Source organism: Cellulomonas sp. McL0617, from assembly GCF_049994875.1.
GTDB lineage: Bacteria > Actinomycetota > Actinomycetes > Actinomycetales > Cellulomonadaceae > Cellulomonas.
The window spans coordinates 316,865-334,043 of the sequence record NZ_CP188256.1 but is presented as its reverse complement, the minus strand read 5'-3'; the positions used below and the strand labels follow the sequence as shown (position 1 = coordinate 334,043).

Annotated in this window: 17 protein-coding genes; 8 read left to right on the top strand and 9 right to left on the bottom strand. The window is 74.3% G+C overall.

Annotated elements, in window-relative coordinates; all coding sequences use genetic code 11:
- Positions 1–16 precede the first annotated feature (16 nt).
- From ACPPVS_RS01580 to ACPPVS_RS01560, 5 genes are all read right to left on the bottom strand, one after another.
- Complete coding sequence (locus ACPPVS_RS01580; RefSeq protein ID WP_426594215.1) at positions 17–1,444, bottom strand: hypothetical protein; 1,428 nt, start codon at positions 1,442–1,444, stop codon at positions 17–19.
- Positions 1,445–1,527: 83 nt separating this feature from the next.
- Positions 1,528–2,091 (bottom strand): RNA polymerase sigma factor, encoded by a 564-nt coding sequence (locus tag ACPPVS_RS01575; protein ID WP_426594214.1) that lies wholly within the window; start codon positions 2,089–2,091, stop codon positions 1,528–1,530.
- A 90-nt stretch (positions 2,092–2,181) separates the two neighbouring features.
- Positions 2,182–3,603, bottom strand: a complete 1,422-nt coding sequence (locus tag ACPPVS_RS01570) for a MinD/ParA family ATP-binding protein (RefSeq protein WP_426594213.1) — start codon at positions 3,601–3,603, stop codon at positions 2,182–2,184.
- A 143-nt stretch (positions 3,604–3,746) separates the two neighbouring features.
- Positions 3,747–4,187, bottom strand: a complete 441-nt coding sequence (locus ACPPVS_RS01565; RefSeq protein ID WP_426594212.1) for an ATP-binding protein — start codon at positions 4,185–4,187, stop codon at positions 3,747–3,749.
- 127 nt (positions 4,188–4,314) lie between these two features.
- Positions 4,315–4,680, bottom strand: coding sequence for a VOC family protein (locus tag ACPPVS_RS01560; RefSeq protein WP_426594211.1), 366 nt, complete (start codon positions 4,678–4,680; stop codon positions 4,315–4,317).
- Positions 4,681–4,866: 186 nt separating this feature from the next.
- Here ACPPVS_RS01560 and ACPPVS_RS01555 point away from each other — a divergent pair, with 186 nt between their 5' ends.
- From ACPPVS_RS01555 to ACPPVS_RS01540, 4 genes are read left to right on the top strand one after another with little or no spacing between them, the layout of a single operon-like run.
- Positions 4,867–5,073: a hypothetical protein gene (locus ACPPVS_RS01555; protein WP_426594210.1), complete on the top strand. Its 207-nt coding sequence runs from the start codon at positions 4,867–4,869 to the stop codon at positions 5,071–5,073.
- Positions 5,070–7,976: a helix-turn-helix transcriptional regulator gene (locus ACPPVS_RS01550; RefSeq protein WP_426594209.1), complete on the top strand. Its 2,907-nt coding sequence runs from the start codon at positions 5,070–5,072 to the stop codon at positions 7,974–7,976. The genes ACPPVS_RS01555 and ACPPVS_RS01550 overlap by 4 nt, the downstream gene beginning before the upstream one ends.
- Positions 7,977–8,033: 57 nt before the next feature.
- Entirely contained in the window at positions 8,034–9,107 is a 1,074-nt protein-coding gene (locus ACPPVS_RS01545) for a DNA polymerase domain-containing protein (RefSeq protein ID WP_426594207.1), read from the top strand.
- Positions 9,104–10,528, top strand: coding sequence for an MFS transporter (locus ACPPVS_RS01540; protein WP_426594206.1), 1,425 nt, complete (start codon positions 9,104–9,106; stop codon positions 10,526–10,528). The genes ACPPVS_RS01545 and ACPPVS_RS01540 overlap by 4 nt, the downstream gene beginning before the upstream one ends.
- 193 nt (positions 10,529–10,721) lie before the next feature.
- Here ACPPVS_RS01540 and ACPPVS_RS01535 read toward each other — a convergent pair whose 3' ends face one another.
- The gene (locus ACPPVS_RS01535) at positions 10,722–11,927 is read right to left on the bottom strand and encodes a M15 family metallopeptidase (RefSeq protein ID WP_426594205.1); all 1,206 of its coding nucleotides are present in this window, start codon (positions 11,925–11,927) and stop codon (positions 10,722–10,724) included.
- Positions 11,928–12,037: 110 nt separating this feature from the next.
- On the opposite strand from ACPPVS_RS01535, the gene ACPPVS_RS01530 reads away from it, so the two are divergent.
- Positions 12,038–12,982, top strand: coding sequence for a hypothetical protein (locus tag ACPPVS_RS01530; RefSeq protein ID WP_426594204.1), 945 nt, complete (start codon positions 12,038–12,040; stop codon positions 12,980–12,982).
- Positions 12,983–12,999: 17 nt separating this feature from the next.
- Entirely contained in the window at positions 13,000–13,434 is a 435-nt protein-coding gene (locus ACPPVS_RS01525) for a DUF1905 domain-containing protein (RefSeq protein ID WP_426594203.1), read from the top strand.
- On the opposite strand, the gene ACPPVS_RS01520 is transcribed toward ACPPVS_RS01525, so the two are convergent.
- The 3 genes from ACPPVS_RS01520 to ACPPVS_RS01510 form a co-directional block, all read right to left on the bottom strand.
- Positions 13,435–13,737 (bottom strand): hypothetical protein, encoded by a 303-nt coding sequence (locus ACPPVS_RS01520; RefSeq protein WP_426594202.1) that lies wholly within the window; start codon positions 13,735–13,737, stop codon positions 13,435–13,437. It lies immediately after the preceding gene.
- Positions 13,738–13,756: 19 nt separating this feature from the next.
- Positions 13,757–14,203, bottom strand: a complete 447-nt coding sequence (locus tag ACPPVS_RS01515; protein WP_426594201.1) for a hypothetical protein — start codon at positions 14,201–14,203, stop codon at positions 13,757–13,759.
- A 136-nt stretch (positions 14,204–14,339) separates the two neighbouring features.
- Positions 14,340–14,948, bottom strand: coding sequence for a TetR/AcrR family transcriptional regulator (locus tag ACPPVS_RS01510; RefSeq protein WP_426594200.1), 609 nt, complete (start codon positions 14,946–14,948; stop codon positions 14,340–14,342).
- A gap of 110 nt (positions 14,949–15,058) precedes the next feature.
- On the opposite strand from ACPPVS_RS01510, the gene ACPPVS_RS01505 reads away from it, so the two are divergent.
- Together ACPPVS_RS01505 and ACPPVS_RS01500 are read left to right on the top strand one after the other, a co-directional pair.
- Positions 15,059–16,540: an MFS transporter gene (locus ACPPVS_RS01505; RefSeq protein ID WP_426594199.1), complete on the top strand. Its 1,482-nt coding sequence runs from the start codon at positions 15,059–15,061 to the stop codon at positions 16,538–16,540.
- 99 nt (positions 16,541–16,639) lie between these two features.
- Positions 16,640–17,143, top strand: a complete 504-nt coding sequence (locus tag ACPPVS_RS01500; protein WP_426594198.1) for a hypothetical protein — start codon at positions 16,640–16,642, stop codon at positions 17,141–17,143.
- The last annotated feature ends 36 nt before the right edge of the window (positions 17,144–17,179 follow it).

Genomic DNA, 17,179 nt, shown 5'->3' with positions numbered 1-17,179 from the left:
GCCGTGGTCGGGGAGGTCAGCCGGCGAAGTCCAGGCCCGTGTCGGCCACCGCGATGACGGTCCAGGTCGTGCCGTCGGCGTCGGCGAGCTCGTACGTCGGGACCAGGACGGACGCTCCGTCGGGCAACGTCGTCTGGGCGAGACCGAGGCGCGCCGACACGATGGTCACGTGCTGCACGGGCCAGGCCAGCGGGCTCCCGGCCGCGGGCGTCGCCGGGACGGTCGGCTCGTCCGAGGGCGCGGGCGCGACGTCGGACGTCGCCGACCCGCTCGCGGCGCCCGCCGCCGCCATCGGCATGATGCCGCCGTAGCTCGGCCCGAAGCGCGGGTCGGTGAGCCGGGCGACCGCGTCCGTCGGGCTGACCACGGCGTAGTCCCCGAGCGGGACCGTCGGCGCGAGCGAGCCGTTGACCGACTGGATCCCGGACGACACGACCGTGAAGTTCCAGGACACCCCGGACCGCTGGCCGTCGACCACCTGGTACGCCGACACGCTGGTGACCTGGGCGCCGGACGTGTCGGTCGACGGTTCGAACTCGAAGCCCGACGGGTCGACACCGAGCGCGGTCATCGTGTCCTTGGCCTGGCCGACGGCCGCGTCGGCGCTCGGCGCGGGGCCGGTGCCAGGGCCGGTCGGGCAGGTGACGGGACCCGGCGGCGCGACGGCGTCGGTGCCGGCCCCGTCGTTCGCGGCGTCGGGCGTGGGCGGCTGGATGGGGACCATGCCGGCCTTGATGCACGTCCACGGGTCACGGGTGGGGTCGTAGTAGGACAGGCTCGTCAGGCCGTCCGACGAGACCGACACGCTCGGCGCGGTGCCGTCGTTGGGCCCGACGGTCCACGTGCCGTACTGCTGCTGGGCGGTGCCGGAGACCCCGAGGGCCGCCGCGGCCTTCTCGGCCGTCGCCTGCGAGTACGTCGAGGCGGCGTCAAAGCCGTACGCCGCTGCGTTGCCCCCGTCGCTCGACAGGCCCTTGGCCGTGAAGACCGTCCGCCCGAACCCCCAGCCGGCGATCTTGGCGTCCGCGCCGGCCGCACCCCCGGCGAGGCTCTCGGCTGACTGCGGAGCAGCCGCCGAGTCCGCCGCGCCGCGGCCGCCACCCGTGAGGTTCATCGCGGGCGCCGCGGCCGGGGCCGCGACCGGCGTCGTGCCCGCGCGGGCCCCCCCGAGCGCGTAGCTCCCGCCGCCGATGACGGCGATCCCCGCGACGAGCGCCGCCACCTGCAGCCAGCGGGGCGCGCGCCGCGCACGGCGCACCGCGAGCTCGTCGACGAGGATCGTCTCCTCGGTCACGACGACGCCCGTCGACGCGGTCACGGCCGCGAGCACGGACGCCAGGTCGGGGGCGGAGCCGCGGGCAGGGTCGGCCGCCTGCAGCCGCGCGAACGCGGTGTCGTCGGCCTCGTCGCGGCGGTCGTGCTGGGGCTGGTCGTCGTCGGTCATCGCGTCGCCTCCTGAGCGGGGTGGTCCTCTGCTGCGTATGTGTCGCGACGCGCTCAGACCTTGCAGCCACAGCTGCGCCGACGTCAGGCCTCGGCGGCGGCCCAGGCCTCACGCAGTCGGGCGCGGGCGCGGCTCAGCGCCGCATCGGCACCCCCCCGGGACACGCCCAGCACGGCGGCGAGGCCCTCGCCGACGAGCCCCTCCCACGCGTTCAGCAGCAGGATCTGCCGGTCGCGGGCGCCCAGCGCACCGAGCACGGCCCGCACCTGCTCGTCCTCGACGAGCTGGGCCGCCGGGTCGTCCGAGCCGAGCGCGTCGTCCGGGACGTCCCCGACGGGCTCCGGACGGCCCTTGCGGCGGTGGTTCGCGACGACGAACCCCGCGGTCCGGTACAGCCACGGCAGCTCGGCGCCGTCGGGGATGTCGTCCCGCCGGCGCCACGCGGTGGTGAGCACGTCGGCCGCGAGGTCGTCGGCCTCGTCGCGACCCACGCGACGGACCAGGAACCGGTGCACCGCGGCGGCGTGCGCGCGGACCAGCGCCTCGAACCAGGGGCCGTCGTGCACCGGGCCGACGGCGTCCGGCTCGGCGCCCTCGAGCACGGCGTCGCCCGCGGTCTCGGACGTGGACGTGCTGCGCGGTGGCACGGTGCTCCCGGGGTCGGCGATGGCCTACACCTCACCTGTGTCGTCAGCCGGCCCGATCTTGCACCCGCCGGCTGCGGGGCTGCGCCCGCGTCACAGCCCGTCGGCGACCACCGCGGTCACCTGCAGCCAGGCGTCGCGGGTCCGCTGCTCCAGGGCCTCGTAGTCGATGGGTCCGCCGGCCACGAGGGCCTTGTCGTGGGGGACGTCGACGACCGTGCGAGTCAGGGCCCCGAAGTGCGTGCGCAGCCGCTTGCGCAGGTCCTTGTCCACCTTGGGCTCGGGTGCGGAGAGCACCGTGACCGCGCGACGGACGGCCTCCTCGTGCCCCGTCGAGCGCAGGGCGTCCAGGGCCCACGCGGCCGACTGGGCGGTGTCCTCGCGGATGGTCGACACGACGACGATCTGGTCGGCCGCGTCGATCGCGGCCTGCCAGTTGGAGGCGCGCATGTTGTTGCCCGTGTCGATGACCATCACCCGGTAGAACCGCGAGAGCACCTGGTGCAGGTCGGCGAACGACCGGGCGTCCACGGACGACGCCGACGCCGAGTTCTCGTCGGAGGCCAGCACGTCGAACTGTTCGGTCGGCTGCGTGCGGACGAAGCCGTCGAGGTCGCCGATGCGCACCGTCCCCTCTTCGCCCAGCGTGGGCAGGGCGTCCAGCAGGTCGACCGCGGTACGGGTGTGGTCGGCGTGCGACGAGCGCCAGCCGAGCGTCCCGCGGGTCTCGTTGTTGTCCCACGCGAGCGTGTACCCACCGCGTTGCAGGCCGAACGTCGCCGCCATGAGCATCGTCGCGGTCGTCTTGTGGGCGCCGCCCTTGGGGTTGATGACGACGATGGTCTTGGGCCCGTCGAGAGTCCGGCGAACGGAAGCCGACGAGGCGCGACGACGCCGCTCGGACTTGCCGGGACCGGGCTTGACCGCGCCGAGCGTGACCCGCCGGACGCCGTGCCGCCAGCCGTGCTCGGCGGGTCCGCCGGTCACGACGGGGTGCCGAGCGGCGAGCAGGTCGTCGAGCGTCGGGAGCGGGCCGGACGCTGCCGGAGGCGCGGGCTGGGGAGGCGGGGCGGGGGTCGACGGCGCGTCGGCGCGCTTCGCGACGGGTCCCCGGCCGACGGTGCTGGGCGGGGCGACGGGCGCGGCCGGTGCCACCTCCGGCAGACCCGCCACCGCGGCGACGGAGTCCTTCTCGCTGACGGCCGGCGACCCGTTCGTCGACGGGCGGGGTTCAGCAGGCGGAGCCGGCGCCTCGTCGACCACGCCGTCCGGGTGGATCATCAGCGACCACAGCCCTTCGGGGTCGCGCACCTGCACGGGGACTGGCTGCCCGACGGTCCCGGCAACCTCGGCGATGCGCGACGTGATGGCCGCGCCCGCCTCCGCGAGGTTGGCCTTGGTGATCCGTTCGATGACTCCGTCGATCGAGATCTCGCCGGTGCCGTCCTCGCGCACCTCTGCGCTGATCTCGGGCAACCGGGTCGCCGTCGACCCCTTCTGGCCCTCGTCGCTCATGGTGTCGCTGCCCCTCGTCCGCCGATGGCTGTCCCTCGAGTACGCCCCGAAACTACGCCGGACGGGCGCCACGCGCACCGCCGAACCGCAGGCCAGGGCGCATCCGATCCGTCGGGAAGGCGCAGCTGCCCCCCACGCAGACCTCAGTCGTCGGCGGGAACCTCGAACCAGACGGTCTTCCCGTCGGGCCGACCGAGCGTCCCCCAGTCCGACGACAGGGCCTCGACGAGGGCCAGCCCGCGACCGCTCGGAGCCGTCGGCTCGGGGTGCCCGACCGTCGGCACACCGCCTCCGGCGTCGCTCACCATGACGCGGACGACGGTGGCGTCGATCCGCACGCGGACCGTCACGGAGCGGTCGGGCGGACCGTGCACGACGGCGTTCGCGACGAGCTCGCCGGTGAGCAGCTCGACGACCTGGTTGGCGGACCCGCCGACGCCTGCCTCGGCGATGGCCCGCATCACCCAGTGCCGCGCCGTGCGTGGGGCGGAGCGCTCGGCCTCGACGACGAGCTGGGCGTCCACCACGTGCGCGTCGGCGCGCCGCGCGCTCGCCGCGCTGCGGAGGTCCCGGACGTCGCCCATCTGACTAGGGTGCCCGAGTCGGGGGCCTCCCGCCCGGGCGGTGCCCGCGCGCGTCCGGGTGAAGCCCCGCCGGCAGTCACGGCCCGGTGAGGTTTCGCCCGGGCGCCAGGGTCGGAGGTCCCAGGGCTCAGGACCGCCTGCTGACCAGCCCGACGAGGTTGCCCTCCGAGTCGCGCACGAACGCGTGCCACTCGTCGGTCCCGGCCGGGCCGAGCGTGTCGTCCGCGTGCCGGAAAATCATGTGCGGCTCGGACTCGATGCTGACCCCCGCCGATCGCAACCGGTCGACCGTGCCCTCGAGGTCGTCCACCAGCAGGTAGAGCAGCGCGCTGGGCGCGTTGACGTCGAGGAGCAGCCGGACGCCGGCGAGGTCGAAGAACAGCAGCCCAGGTGGGTCGAAGCGGGCCGTCGGCGCGGTGCCGAGCAGGTCCGCGTAGAACGTCGCCGCGCGGTCGAGGTCGGTCGCCCGCTGGGCGACCTGCAGGAGCTCCATCGCCCCATCGTGCCCCCGTCTGAGGTGCCTCAGACCACCTCAGAGGCACCTCAGGGCAGATGGGCGACGAGCACGACCCCACAACCGGTCGGTCGACCGATCCGGTACCCCCTCCCTCACGACGAGATTCGTGGATGTCAGCAACGAGTCGTCGGAAACCGTCCGGCGGTACAGAGGAGGAACACCATGGCTGAATTCTGGGGAACCGCCCTCGACGGCGAGCTCGCCTACCGCCGGGACCGCATGTCGACGGCGCTGCGGCGCCCGACGCGGGACGCGCGGGTGGTCCGGCCCGACGGGCGGCTGCGGCCCGTGCGTCCCACCCACCCGCTAATCAGTGCCGCGCGTGGGTGGCTCCTGCGAGGATCGGGAGCATGGCACGTGGCTCGATGAGCACACCGTTCGTGGCACGCGCGCCGCAGGTCGACCAGCTCACGCTGGCCCTGCGGCGCGCGGACGCCGGCGAGCCCACCGCGGTCCTCATCGCGGCGGACGCCGGCGTCGGCAAGACCCGGCTCCTGCGGCACGTCGCGGAGCTGGCCGAGGCGTCTGGCGGCCGCGTCGTCATCGGCCACTGCGTGGACCTGGGCGAGATCGGTCTGCCCTACCTGCCGTTCGCGGAGGCGCTCGCCCAGCTGCGCGCGCTGGATCCCGATGCGGTCGACGCCGTCGTCGCCGACCGGCCCGCCCTGGCCCGCCTGCTGCCCGGGCCGACGGGCGCCACCGGCCCGCTCGACGACCAGTCCAGCCGGCTTCAGCTGTTCGACGGCCTGGTCGAGGCGCTCGCCGCCGTCGGCGTGCCCGGGCACCCCCTGCTGCTCGTGCTGGAGGACCTGCACTGGGCCGACGCGTCCAGCCGCGACGTGCTGCGCTTCCTCGTCTCGCGGCTGCGCGACCAGCACCTCGTGGTCGTCGCGAGCTACCGCACGGACGACCTGCACCGTCGACACCCCTGGCGGCCCGTGGCCGCGGAGCTGGCCCGGCACCCACGCGTCGAGCGGTTGGACCTCGCACCGTTCACCGACGCCGAGGTCCGGGAGTTCACCACCGCGCTGGCGGGAGCGCCGCTGGAGGAGCGCACGCTGCGGCGGGTGATCGACCGCTCGGAGGGCAACGCCTACTTCGCCGAGGAGCTGATGGAGGCGGGGACGGACGGCGTGATGGCCGACGAGCTGCCGTGGTCGCTCGCGGACGTGCTGCGCGCGCGCCTCGAACAGCTCGACCCGTCCGTGCAGCGCCTCGCGCGGGTGGCGTCGGCGGCGGGTCGCCGGGTGTCGGAGCCGCTGCTGCGCGCGGTCGTGACCGCGGACGGCGACGCGCTGCTGACGGCTCCGGGCGCGTTCGACGCGGCGCTCCGCGAGGCCGTCGCGCACCACATCCTGGGCGGGGAGGACGAGCGGATCGCGTTCCGCCACGCCCTGCTCGCCGAGGCGGTCTACACCGACCTCCTGCCCGGCGAGCAGTCCGCGCTGCACCGCGCCTACCTGCGGGTGCTGCGCGACGACCCGACGCTGGGCCCCTCCTCGCAGCTCGCCTCGCACGCGCTGCGCGCGCCCGACCTGCCGACCGCCCTGCTCGCCTCGCTCGACGCCGCCCACCAGGCGCGCAGCGTCCTCGCCCCGGCCGAGGAGCTGCGGCACCTCGAGGTCGTGCTGCGCCTGTGGGGGGCGGTCCCGGAGGTCACCCGGACGCTCGCGGAGGACCACCCCGACGTGCTGGACGCCGCGGCGGCCGCCGCCTCCCGGGCCGGACAGGCCGACCGCGCCGTCCAGCTGTCGCGCGCGGCCGTCGACGAGACCACACCGCAGGTCGAGCGGCAGGCCATGCTGCGCACGGTCCTCGCGCGGTACCTGCTGGCAACGGACGACGCCGACGAGGCGATGCGCGAGGCGTCGCTGGCGCGCGACGCGCTCCCGACCGGCAACAGCGCCGCCCGGGCGTGGGCCCTAGCGGCGTACGCCCGCGCGGCCCTGAACGCCGACTTCGACGAGGAGGCCGACGAGAGCGCGCAGGAGGCGGTGATCGTGGCCCGCGCCGCCGGTGCCGCCGACGCGGAGTCCGACGCCCTGACCACCCTCGCGGTGCTCGTCGTCGACGACGCCGACCGCGCGGCCGAGCTGCTCGACGCTGCCCTGACGCGGGCGCGCGAGGCGTGCGACTACGTGACCGAGCTGCGCACGATGTTCAACCTGACGGCCAACCGCTACTACGCGGGCGACCTGCCCGAGGCCGCGCGGCTCGCCACCGAAGGGGTTGGCCGCGCACAGGCGCTCGGCATGACGTGGAGCGCGTACGGCCTCGAGCTGCACATGTTCGTCAACCTGGTCCGTTACGTCATGGGCGACCTGGGTGCGGCCGACCTGGGCGGCGCACCCGACGAGCTGGCGGACGTGCTGCGGTCGCAGGCCCTGTACGCGGCCGTGGCCCGCGGGGACGCCGACGCCGCCGAGCGCGGGTTCGCGCTGGAGCAGTCCTGGCACCGCGACGGGTTCATCGCGCTCGTCGGGGGCGGGTGCACGGTCGACGCCCTGACCTGGCGCGGGGACCTCGAGGGTGCCGTCGCGCTGGCCCTGCGGCTGCTGGAGTACCTGTGGCGCACCTGGTCGGACTACTTCCTCGGCGGCATCTGGCTCGTCGCGCTCGCGCTCGCCGCGCTGGCCGACCAGACGCAGCAGGACCGGCTGCTCGGCAAGGACGTGTCGGCGGCGCTCGCCACCGGCGCGCGCCTGCTGCAGAGGGCGGTCGAGACCGCGGACCGCGGTCGGCCGCGCGGCGGGACCATGGGCCCCGAGGGCCGGGCCTGGCTCGCGCGCGCGCACGCCGAGCACTCGCGGCTCGTCGGCACCAACGACCCCGAGCTGTGGCGCGCCACCCTGCACGAGTTCGACTACGGCTACCGCTACGAGGTGGCGCGCACCCGGTTCCGGCTGGCCGAGGCGCTGCTCGAGGGCGGTGACCGGGAGGGTGCGCTCGCGGAGGCCGGGACGGCCCTGCGCGAGTCCGACGCGATGGGCGCCGTGCCATTGGCCACCGCGGTCCGGGGACTCGCTCGGCGCGGGCGGCTGGACCTGCCGGGCGTGCGCGTCGCGGGCGCCGACGTGCTGACCGCGCGGGAGGCGGAGGTGCTGGCGCTGGTCGCGCAGGGGCTGTCCAACCGACAGATCGGCGAGAAGCTGTACATCTCTGGCAAGACCGTCTCCGTGCACATCTCGAACCTGCTGGCCAAGCTCGGGGTCTCGGGGCGGGCCGAGGCGGTGTCGGTGGCGCACCAGCGGGGGCTGATCGGTGCGGGCTGACCCCGGCGGCTCCGGGACCCTGGGCGCGTGCCGGACGCACGCCTTAGGTTGAGCAGCATGTCCCCGTCGAAGGTCCCCGCGGTCGAGCTCGAGGTCGAGGGTCGGACCGTGCGCGTGAGCAGCCCCGACAAGCTCTACTTCCCCGAGCTGGGCCTGACCAAGCTCGACGTCGTGCAGTACTTCGTCTCGGTGGGCGACGGCATCCTGGGCGCGCTGCTCGATCGGCCGACCACCCTGGAGCGCTGGCCCAAGGGCGTGTTCGAGGGCGCCAAGCTGGCCACGCGGATGGACTCGACGGGCGACGCGTTCTACCAGAAGCGCGTGCCGCAGGGCGCGCCCGACTACGTCAGGACGGCCCGGATCGCTTTCCCCAGCGGCCGCACCGCCGACGAGGTCGCCCCCAGCGAGCTGGCGGTGGTGGCGTGGGCGGCCAACCTGGGCACGTTGACGTTCCACCCGTGGCCCGTGCTGGGCGACGACGTCGAGTCGCCCGACCAGATCCGCATCGACCTCGACCCTCAGCCGGGCACCGACTTCTCCGACGCCGCGCGCGTCGCACCGCACGTGCGGGAGCTCCTCCAGGAGCACGGCATGGAGGGCACACCGAAGACGTCGGGCGGCCGCGGGATCCACATCTTCGTGCCCATCGAGCCGCGCTGGTCGTTCGTCGAGGCACGCCGCGCCACCATCGCGTTCGGTCGCGAGCTCGAGCGGCGCATGCCGTCCGAGGTGACCATGAGGTGGTGGAAGGAGGAGCGCGGCCAGAAGATCTTCATCGACTACAACCAGATGGCGCGCGACCGCACGATCGCCTCGGCGTACTCCATCCGCACCAACCCGCGCGCGACCGTGTCCGCTCCCCTGCGCTGGGACGAGGTGGCGGACGTCGCGCCTGACGACTTCACGGTGAGGACGATGCCCGCACGGTTCGCCGAGGTGGGCGACCTCTTCGCGCCGCTGGTCGCCCGGACCACCCCGCGGTACTCCATCGAGTCGCTGCTCGAGCTGGCCGAACGGCAGGAGTCCGACGAGGGCGAGGGCGACCTGCCGTACCCGCCCGAGTACCCGAAGATGCCGGGTGAGCCCAAACGGGTGCAGCCGAGCAAGGACCGCGACCGACCTCGCGAATGACCGTCCCTGCCGGTCCCGACCCCATCGTCTATGCCTCGGCGCGTGGTCGCTGGGTGCTGCTCGCGACCGTCCTCGGCTCCGCGATCGCCTTCATCGACGCGACCGTCGTCACCATCGCCCTGCCCAACATCGCCGACGACCTCGACGCGACCACGGCGGACCTCCAGTGGACCGTCAACGCGTACGCCCTGACCCTGGCGGCGTTCCTGCTGCTCGGCGGCTCGCTGGGCGACCGGTTCGGGCGGCGGCGCATCTTCCTGTTCGGCGTGGTGTGGTTCGCGGCCGCGTCGCTGGTCTGCGCGATCGCGCCCACGGTCGGCCTGCTGATCGCCGCTCGGGCGCTGCAAGGAGTGGGCGGCGCGCTGCTGACCCCCGGGTCGCTCGCCATCCTGCAGTCGACGTTCACGGGCACGGACCGCGGCCGGGCGATCGGGGCGTGGTCGGGGCTCGGCGGCATCGCCGGCGCGATCGCACCGTTCCTCGGCGGCTGGATCGTCCAGGTGGCGTCGTGGCGCTGGGTGTTCGGGATCAACCTTCCGCTGGCCGTCGTCGTCGTCGCGGTGACCATGCGGCACGTCCCGGAGAGTGCGGACGCGACCGCGTCCAAGCGGCTCGACGTCGCCGGGACGGCACTCGGGGCGCTCGGCCTCGCCGGCCTGACCTACGGGTTCACCGCCTGGACCGCGTCGGGGAGCCCCGATGCCGTGGTCGTCGGGACGCTCCTGCTCGGTGTCCTGGCGCTGGCGGCGTTCGTCGTCGTCGAGTCGCGCGCCGCCGCCCCGATCCTGCCGCCCGCCCTCTTCCGTTGGCGGCCGTTCTCGGGCACGAACGCGGCCACGCTGCTGATCTACGCGGCGATCTCGGGGGTCTTCTTCTTCCTCGTCGTGACCCTGCAGGTCGTCGCCGGCTACTCACCGCTCGAGGCAGGTCTGGCACCCCTGCCGGTCACCGTGCTCATGCTCCTGCTGTCGCCGCGGGCCGGTGCGCTGAGCACGATCATCGGCCCCAAGCTCCCGATGACGATCGGCCCGCTGGTGTGCGCGGTCGGCGTCGTCCTGCTGCTGGGCGTCACGCCCGACACCCCGTACCTCACGCACGTGCTGCCGGGGATCCTCGTGTTCGGGCTCGGCCTGTCGGCCACGGTCGCGCCGCTCACGACGACCGCCCTGGCCGCTGCGCCCGACCACCTGGCCGGTGCGGCGAGCGGGGTCAACAACGCGGTCGCCCGCGTGGCCGGTCTGCTCTCCATCGCCGTGCTTCCGCTCGCGGCGGGCGTCGGCTCGTCGCTCACCGACCCCGCCACCCTCGAACCCGCCTACCGGATCGCCCTGCTGGTCTGCGCCGGGCTGCTTGCCGGGGGCGCCGCCGTCTCCCTGCTCACGGTGCCGAACCGCGCCGACGCGGTCCGGCCTCCCGCCTGAGCGCTGCTCAGAGCCTCCAGGTCGTCTCGTCGAGCGGGTCGGGTCGAGCGGGTCGGGTCGGTCCACCACCAGCTCGGCCACGGGCTCCCGCTCCGTCCCGAAGGTGACCGGACCGAGGCAGGTGCGGCTGAGCTCGATGCTCTGCACCTCGTCGAGCCCTCAGCGTCCCATGCGCGTGGTCTGTGGAGTGCGATCAGCCGACGTAGTCGAAGTGCCAGTACTCGGGGTTGGAGCCGTTCTGGTGTGCCCACGCGGGCGAGGTCCAGCCGTACGTCGGGCCGTGCGTCACCAGCCAGGTGCGCTGCGGGGTGTCCCAGCCGTACTCGCAGGGCAGCTCGGGCACGTCGAGCGCCAGCCCCGTGCCGTGCGTCGACGTGCCGGGGACGGCGGCGACCGTGCCCAGCGCCGCCCGCATGGCGACCTGCGTGTCGTAGTCCCGGTACGTCAGGTCGAGGCCGAGGTTGTGCCCGAACGCCGACCGGAACGCCACGTCGAGGCGTTCGAGCGCCGCGGCGGCATCGGAGCGCAGGTAGTACGGCGTGCCGTGCGGGTCCTTGGTCCACGAGATCGCGGTCAGGGCGCTCGGCGGGAGCTTTCCGTTGGAGCCGTCGCCGCCGACCGTCGGCGGGGACGTGTAGAACGGCGGCCCGGTGTAGGTGGTGCCGCAGGATGGCGCCTTGGTCGGCGCAGCGACCTTGGGCGGCTTCGGTGTCGCGGCCTTCGCGGCCTTCGCGGCTGCGGATGCGGCGACCTGCTGCTGCGACCACGCGTCGTGGGCGGTGAGGACAGCCGCGTTCGCGGCCGCGAGCGCCGCGGTGAACGTCCGCAGGTCCGCGGCGCCGTAGCTGGTGGTGCCCGGCGACGATGCAGGGGTGTTGTCCGACGGTGCCGCCGGGACCGCGCCGAGGGCGGCGTCCGCTGCGGTGACCTGGGCCACGAGCGCCTGGCGGACGGCGTCGTCGCCCACCTGTCCGTCGGTCGCGACCAGCGTGGCGCTGGCCGTGTCGCTGGCCTGCTGCAGGTCCGCGCGGGCAACGGCCAGGACGGCGGCGGCCTGCGCTCGGTCGAGGGCGGCGTCACGCCCGACCGCGCCGTCGACATCGGCGTCCTGTGCGTCGACGACCGCAGCGGCCCGGTCCTCGGCCTGCGACTGAGCCGTCTGCTGGGCGGCGACGTCGTCCCGGTGGGCGTCCCACGCCCAGGCACCACCCGCCACGCCGACGACCAGGACGGCGGTCACGGCGGCGGTGATGCTGCGTGCTGGTCGGCGGATGTCGGTCTCCGGGACGGCGAACAGGGACACGGCCCCCCGCGTCAGGTCAGGGTAGCCGCCGAGGCCGTGCACGCCACCCCGCGCCCGACGAAGGCCACCCGGTCCCGGGCGCACGCGGGTCGTCATCGGGCACTTCGGTGCACTTCGGACCGCGCTCGGACGAGTGTCTTCTGGCAACGGGTGGAATCAGGGGCGCGGGACTCAAGGAGCCCCTCGAGGCGGTCGATCCCGCCCGCATGAACGATGCGCGCTCGACGCTGCCCCCACCCGCGTCCGGCGCCGTCGACATCGCCCCGGGCATCCGCACCCTCACCCCGGCCGAGACGGTGCACCTCGACCGCGCGCGCGACAACCTGCGGTCGGCGGGCGTCGACGTGACCGACCCGTCGGCCGTCGGAGCGCTCCTGGACCACGCTCGGACGTCCTGGGCGGCCCTCCCGGCGTCGGCACCGCCCGCGGCCATGATCCTGGCCCTCGGCGTGGGCGTCGGCGACCTGCTGATCGCGCGCGTCCCGGGCGCCCGGTGGGCGTTGCACCACGGCTCCGACGACCCGACGCCCACCGTCGTGTCGGCGACGGGGCTGGACGCCGCGCTCCCGCTGACGGACGTCCGCACTCGGTGGGTCTCCGGGTGCACGCCGCAGTGGGTGGGCGAGTACGTGACCAACGCGGCGGCTCATCTTGCGGCGGCATCGACGCCTCCCCGGGCCGAGCTGCCGACCCCGCGGCTGGCCGCGGACGACCTGCCCCGCACCCCGGCCGAGCTCCCGGTCCCGCCGTCCGCGGCGGCGCAGGACATCGCGCTCGGTGCCCTCGAGCACGCGCTCGAGCAGGTCCTGACCACCCCGGCCGCTCCTCAGCCCTTCGCGCTCGTCGACGGCGCCGAGGGGCCGCAGGTGCGCAGCTTCGACGGAGACCCGGCCCAGGCGCAGCACGTCGCCCGGGAGTGGGTCCGCTCCTCGGGCGCGGCCCGCGGCGCGGTCGCCTGGTACGGCTCGCTGGCGACCCCGGAGGCCGGCGACGGACCGGCTGTGCTGGTCGAGGCGTCCGATGCGCACCAGCCCAGCCTCGTCGTCGCTCACCGCTACGTGCCCGCGACCCCCAGCGGCCAGGGCCGGGCCCGCGCGGCACGACCGCTGGGCGAGCCGTTGGTCCTGGGGCAGGGCGAGCCGCTGCTCTGACCCGTAGTGTCGGGGCCATGCGCTTCCGGACGGTTCTCGAGCTCAGCGGCAAGTCGGCGACCGGCTTGCAGGTGCCCGCGGACGTGGTCGAGGCCATGGACCGCGGCGCACGCTTCCCAGTCGTCGTGACGATCAACGGGTACTCCTACCGCAGCACGGTCACGCCGTACGGCGGCCGGACGCTCCTCCCGGTGAGCGCCGAGAACCGCGCGGGGGCGGGGATCGCGGCGGGCGACGAGGTCGACGTCGACATCGAGCACGACGCCGCACCTCGCACGATCGCGGTCCCCGACGACCTCGCCGCCGCCCTCTCGGACGGCGGCCGCGCGGCCTTGGACGCCCTGTCCTTCAGCCGCAAGCGCGCGATCATCGAGCCGATCGAGGCCGCCAAGACGGCGGAGACGCGCACCCGGCGCATCGCCAAGGCCGCCGAGGAGCTGGGCCCGGCCTGATCAGCTCGTCTGCGCCCGGACCGGGTACCAGCGCGACCCGAACCGGCGCGTGACCGACCGCCCGCTGATCTCGGCCAGCTCGTCCAGACGGGCCAGCACGGCCCAGCCGACGCGGCGCGCGTACTGGTCGTCGGCCGCCTCGAACCGGACCGTCACCCGCGCCTGACCCCGCACGACGCTCACGTCGAACGCCTCCACGGTGGTGAACGACTCGGCCACCTGCACCGCCTGCGGCAGCACGTCGGGGGCGTCGACACCCGGCTGCAGCAGCCCGACGGCGGCACTCACGCGGTAGGACGGCACGTGTGCACGGTACGGCGGCTCAGAGCATCCGGAGCATCTCCGCCACGACGACCGGGGACAGGGCGGGCCTCTGGTGGTGGATCTCGGTCATCGCCGCTCGGTCGCCACCCTGGGTGCGGGCCGCCCGCACCCGGCGGACGTCGAGGTCCGTCATCGCGCTCGCGGCCGCGAGCGTGGTCTGCGAGGTCGCCGCGCCGAGCGCCGCCGGGACCGCGGACCACTCGCTGACGGGCGGGCGCACGCTCAGCCGCTCGGCCCGACGGGTGGCGGACCGGTAGTAGATCGCGAGGACGAGCCCGCCCCAGACCGCCGCGAGGAGCGCGACGAACGGCCCGAGCAGCCACCACAGCAGCCCGAGCCCGATGAGGCACAGGCCGGCGACGGAGCCGAACGCCCACCGGAGCGTCGACCTCCGACGGTCGTACGCCTCGGGATCGAGCGTCCCAGCATCGGGCTCCTGCGCCATCCGGACCTCCCCTGCGATCTCGTCCGCGGACGACCGTAGCCTCGCACGACCGAGCAAGCCGGGCGGCCGAGCCTCTGCGCAACTCGTACGTTCGCCTGAGGTCCGGGCGAGGTTCACGGTCGCAGTGCCCGAGGCCTCACCGGGCGGGTGACTGATCGGGTCGCAGGAGGGCGACGAGCAGGTCGTGGACCGGTCCGACCAGCTCGTCGTACCCGGCGGAGCCCAGGGGGTCGACGCCCATCCATGAGCGCGTGATCGAGATGCCGAAGCCGGCCGCGACCACCAGCTGCGCACCGAGCAGACGCCGTTCGTGGTCTTCCGGAGGCCCACCGGCGATCGCGGCGAGCCTCTCCGCGAACGACCGCAGCGTTCGCGTCCGGATCAGCTCCGCCCGCTCGTCGCCGGAGGTCCGCACGAGCAGCAGCAGCTGGTTGGGGCGGTCGACCGCGTCGGGCGCGGTGAGCTGACGAACGATCCGGTCAGCCACCTCGCCGAGGGTCGCGTCACGCTCCAGCGAGCGTTCCAGCTCGTCGGCGGCACCCGTCAGGCACGCCTCGAACAGGCCCTCCTTCGAGCTGAAGTAGCGGCTGATCAGCGCGACGTTGACTCCGGCGTCGTCGGCGATGTTCCGGACCGTCGTCGCGGCGTACCCGTCGGTCGCGAACCGGCGCCGACCGGCCGCGAGGAGCAGCTGCCGGGTGCCGTCGGCGTCGCGTCGCCTCGGTGCGACCTCGGTCCCGCTCACGTGCTCAACCTAGTGCCCGACCCGGGCCGATGTAAACGATCGTTGACTTAGGTCGACCGCATGCGCTATCCATAGGTCAACAGTCGTGTACATCGAGACCGAGGACCGTCATGTCGCACCCCACCGCGGAGGCCGGCGTCGCCACCGCCCCCCTTGCCGACAAGCCCGCTGCCGGACGGTTCCTGGTGCTGTACCTGTCGCTCGGCGGTCTGGCGTTCGCGGTCCTCCAGTCGCTGGTCGCGCCCACGCTGCCGGTGATCGCGAAGGACCTGGGAGCGACCACGGCGGACGCGAGCTGGATCCTGACCGCGTACCTGCTGTCCGCCTCGGTCCTCACGCCGGTCCTCGGGCGGCTCGGCGACATGACCGGAAAGCGTCGCGTCCTCATCGGCGTCCTGACCGCCCTGGCCGTCGGCACCCTGGTGGCCGCGCTGGCCCCGAGCCTGCCGGTGCTGGTCCTCGCACGCGTGCTGCAGGGGTCCGCCGGCGCGATCCTGCCCCTGTCCATCGGCATCGTCCGCGACGAGCTCCCCCGCGAGAAGGTCAGCGTCACCGTCGGTCTGCTGTCGGCGATCTTCGGCGTCGGCGCGGGCATCGGCATCGTGGCCGCCGGACCGATCGTCGAGCACCTGTCCTGGCACTGGCTGTTCTGGCTGCCGCTCGTCCTCGTCGCGATCGCGCTGCTCGGGGCGATCTTCGGGATGAAGGAGTCGCCCGTCCGCACGCCGGGTCGTCTGGACGTCGTCGGCACCGCGATCCTCACGATCGGTCTGGTGTCGGTGCTGCTCGCCATCAGCAAGGGCGAGACGTGGGGCTGGTTCGAGGGCAAGACGCTCGGCCTGTTCGGGCTCGGCGTGGTCGCGCTCGTCGTCTTCGTGCTGGTCGAGCTGCGCGTCTCCCAGCCCCTGATCGACGTGCGCCTCATGACGAACCGCGGCGTGTGGGCCACCGACGTCGTCGCGCTGGCTCTCGGCTTCGCGATGTTCGGCACGTTCCTGCTCGTCCCGACGCTGCTCGAGCTGCCGACCACCTCCGGGGTCGGGTTCGGCAAGTCGGTGTCCGAGGCCGGGCTGTTCCTGCTGCCGACGGTCCTGATGATGGTCGTGTTCGGACCGCTCTCGGGACTCTTGGACCGCAGGTACGGCCCGAAGGTCCCGATGACCCTGGGGACGGCCCTGGTGGTGGCGGCGTTCGCGCTGCCGGCCGTCGTGCACGACCAGCTCTGGCAGGTCGTCGGCTCCGGCGTCCTCACCGGCGCGGGCATCGGCCTGGCGTTCGCGGCGATGGCCAACGCGATCATCGAGGCGGTCCCGCCCGCGCAGACCGGCGAGGCCTCGGGCGTCAACGCGATCTCGCGGACCGTCGGCAGCAGCATCGGCACGGCGGTGGTCGCTGCCGTCATCACGTCCCACACCACGGCAGACGGGTTGCCGACCGACCAGGCGTTCACCTACGGGTTCTGGGTGTGCGCCGGGGTCGCCGTCCTCGCGGTCCTTGCCTCGCTCGCGGTGCCGTCGGCACGACGACGCCGCCAGGAGGCCCGGGCGGCCGGCGTCACGGACCTGCCGGCCGAGCCGCACCCGCACCACTGACGACCGTCACGCTCTCAGGCCGCGGTTGACGACACCGTCGGCGCGACGCGCGATCGGCTGGGCTGCGCCCTCCCGGGTCGGTTCCGAGAGGATGAGCCCATGGAGCCAGAGGTCGAGCATCCCGGTGACGAGCGGGCGGTGGAGCTTCGTCGCGAGCGCAACACGATGGCGCTGTACGTGTCGATCTGCCTGCTCGCCGCGCTCGCGGCGATCCCGACCGCGGACAGCTCCCATGCCCGGGTGCTCGAGATCGTCTGGGGCGTCACCCTCGGGCTGGCGTTGGCGCACTGGTTCGCGTTCCGGGTGGCGACGCGCCTGGTGGGCGCGGGCGGCATCGGACGTCGCGACCTCGACCTTGCAGGCGCCCAGCTGACCGGTGCGGTCGTGGTGGCCGCACTGGCATCCGCCGCCGTGCTCGTCGTCCCCGAGTCCGCCGAGCTCGAGGTCACCGAGCTGGTGCTGGCGCTGTTCGTCGCGGGCGTGGGCTTCGTCGCGATGCGCGGAGGTGGCGGATCCAGGGCCCGCGCCGCCCTGTATGCGGCGGTGGTGCTCGCGGTCGCCGTGGCGGTCGTGCTGGTGAAGAACGCGCTCGCCGGACACTGACGCCCGCGCCACCGGTCCTCGACCGGCGGCGCGGGT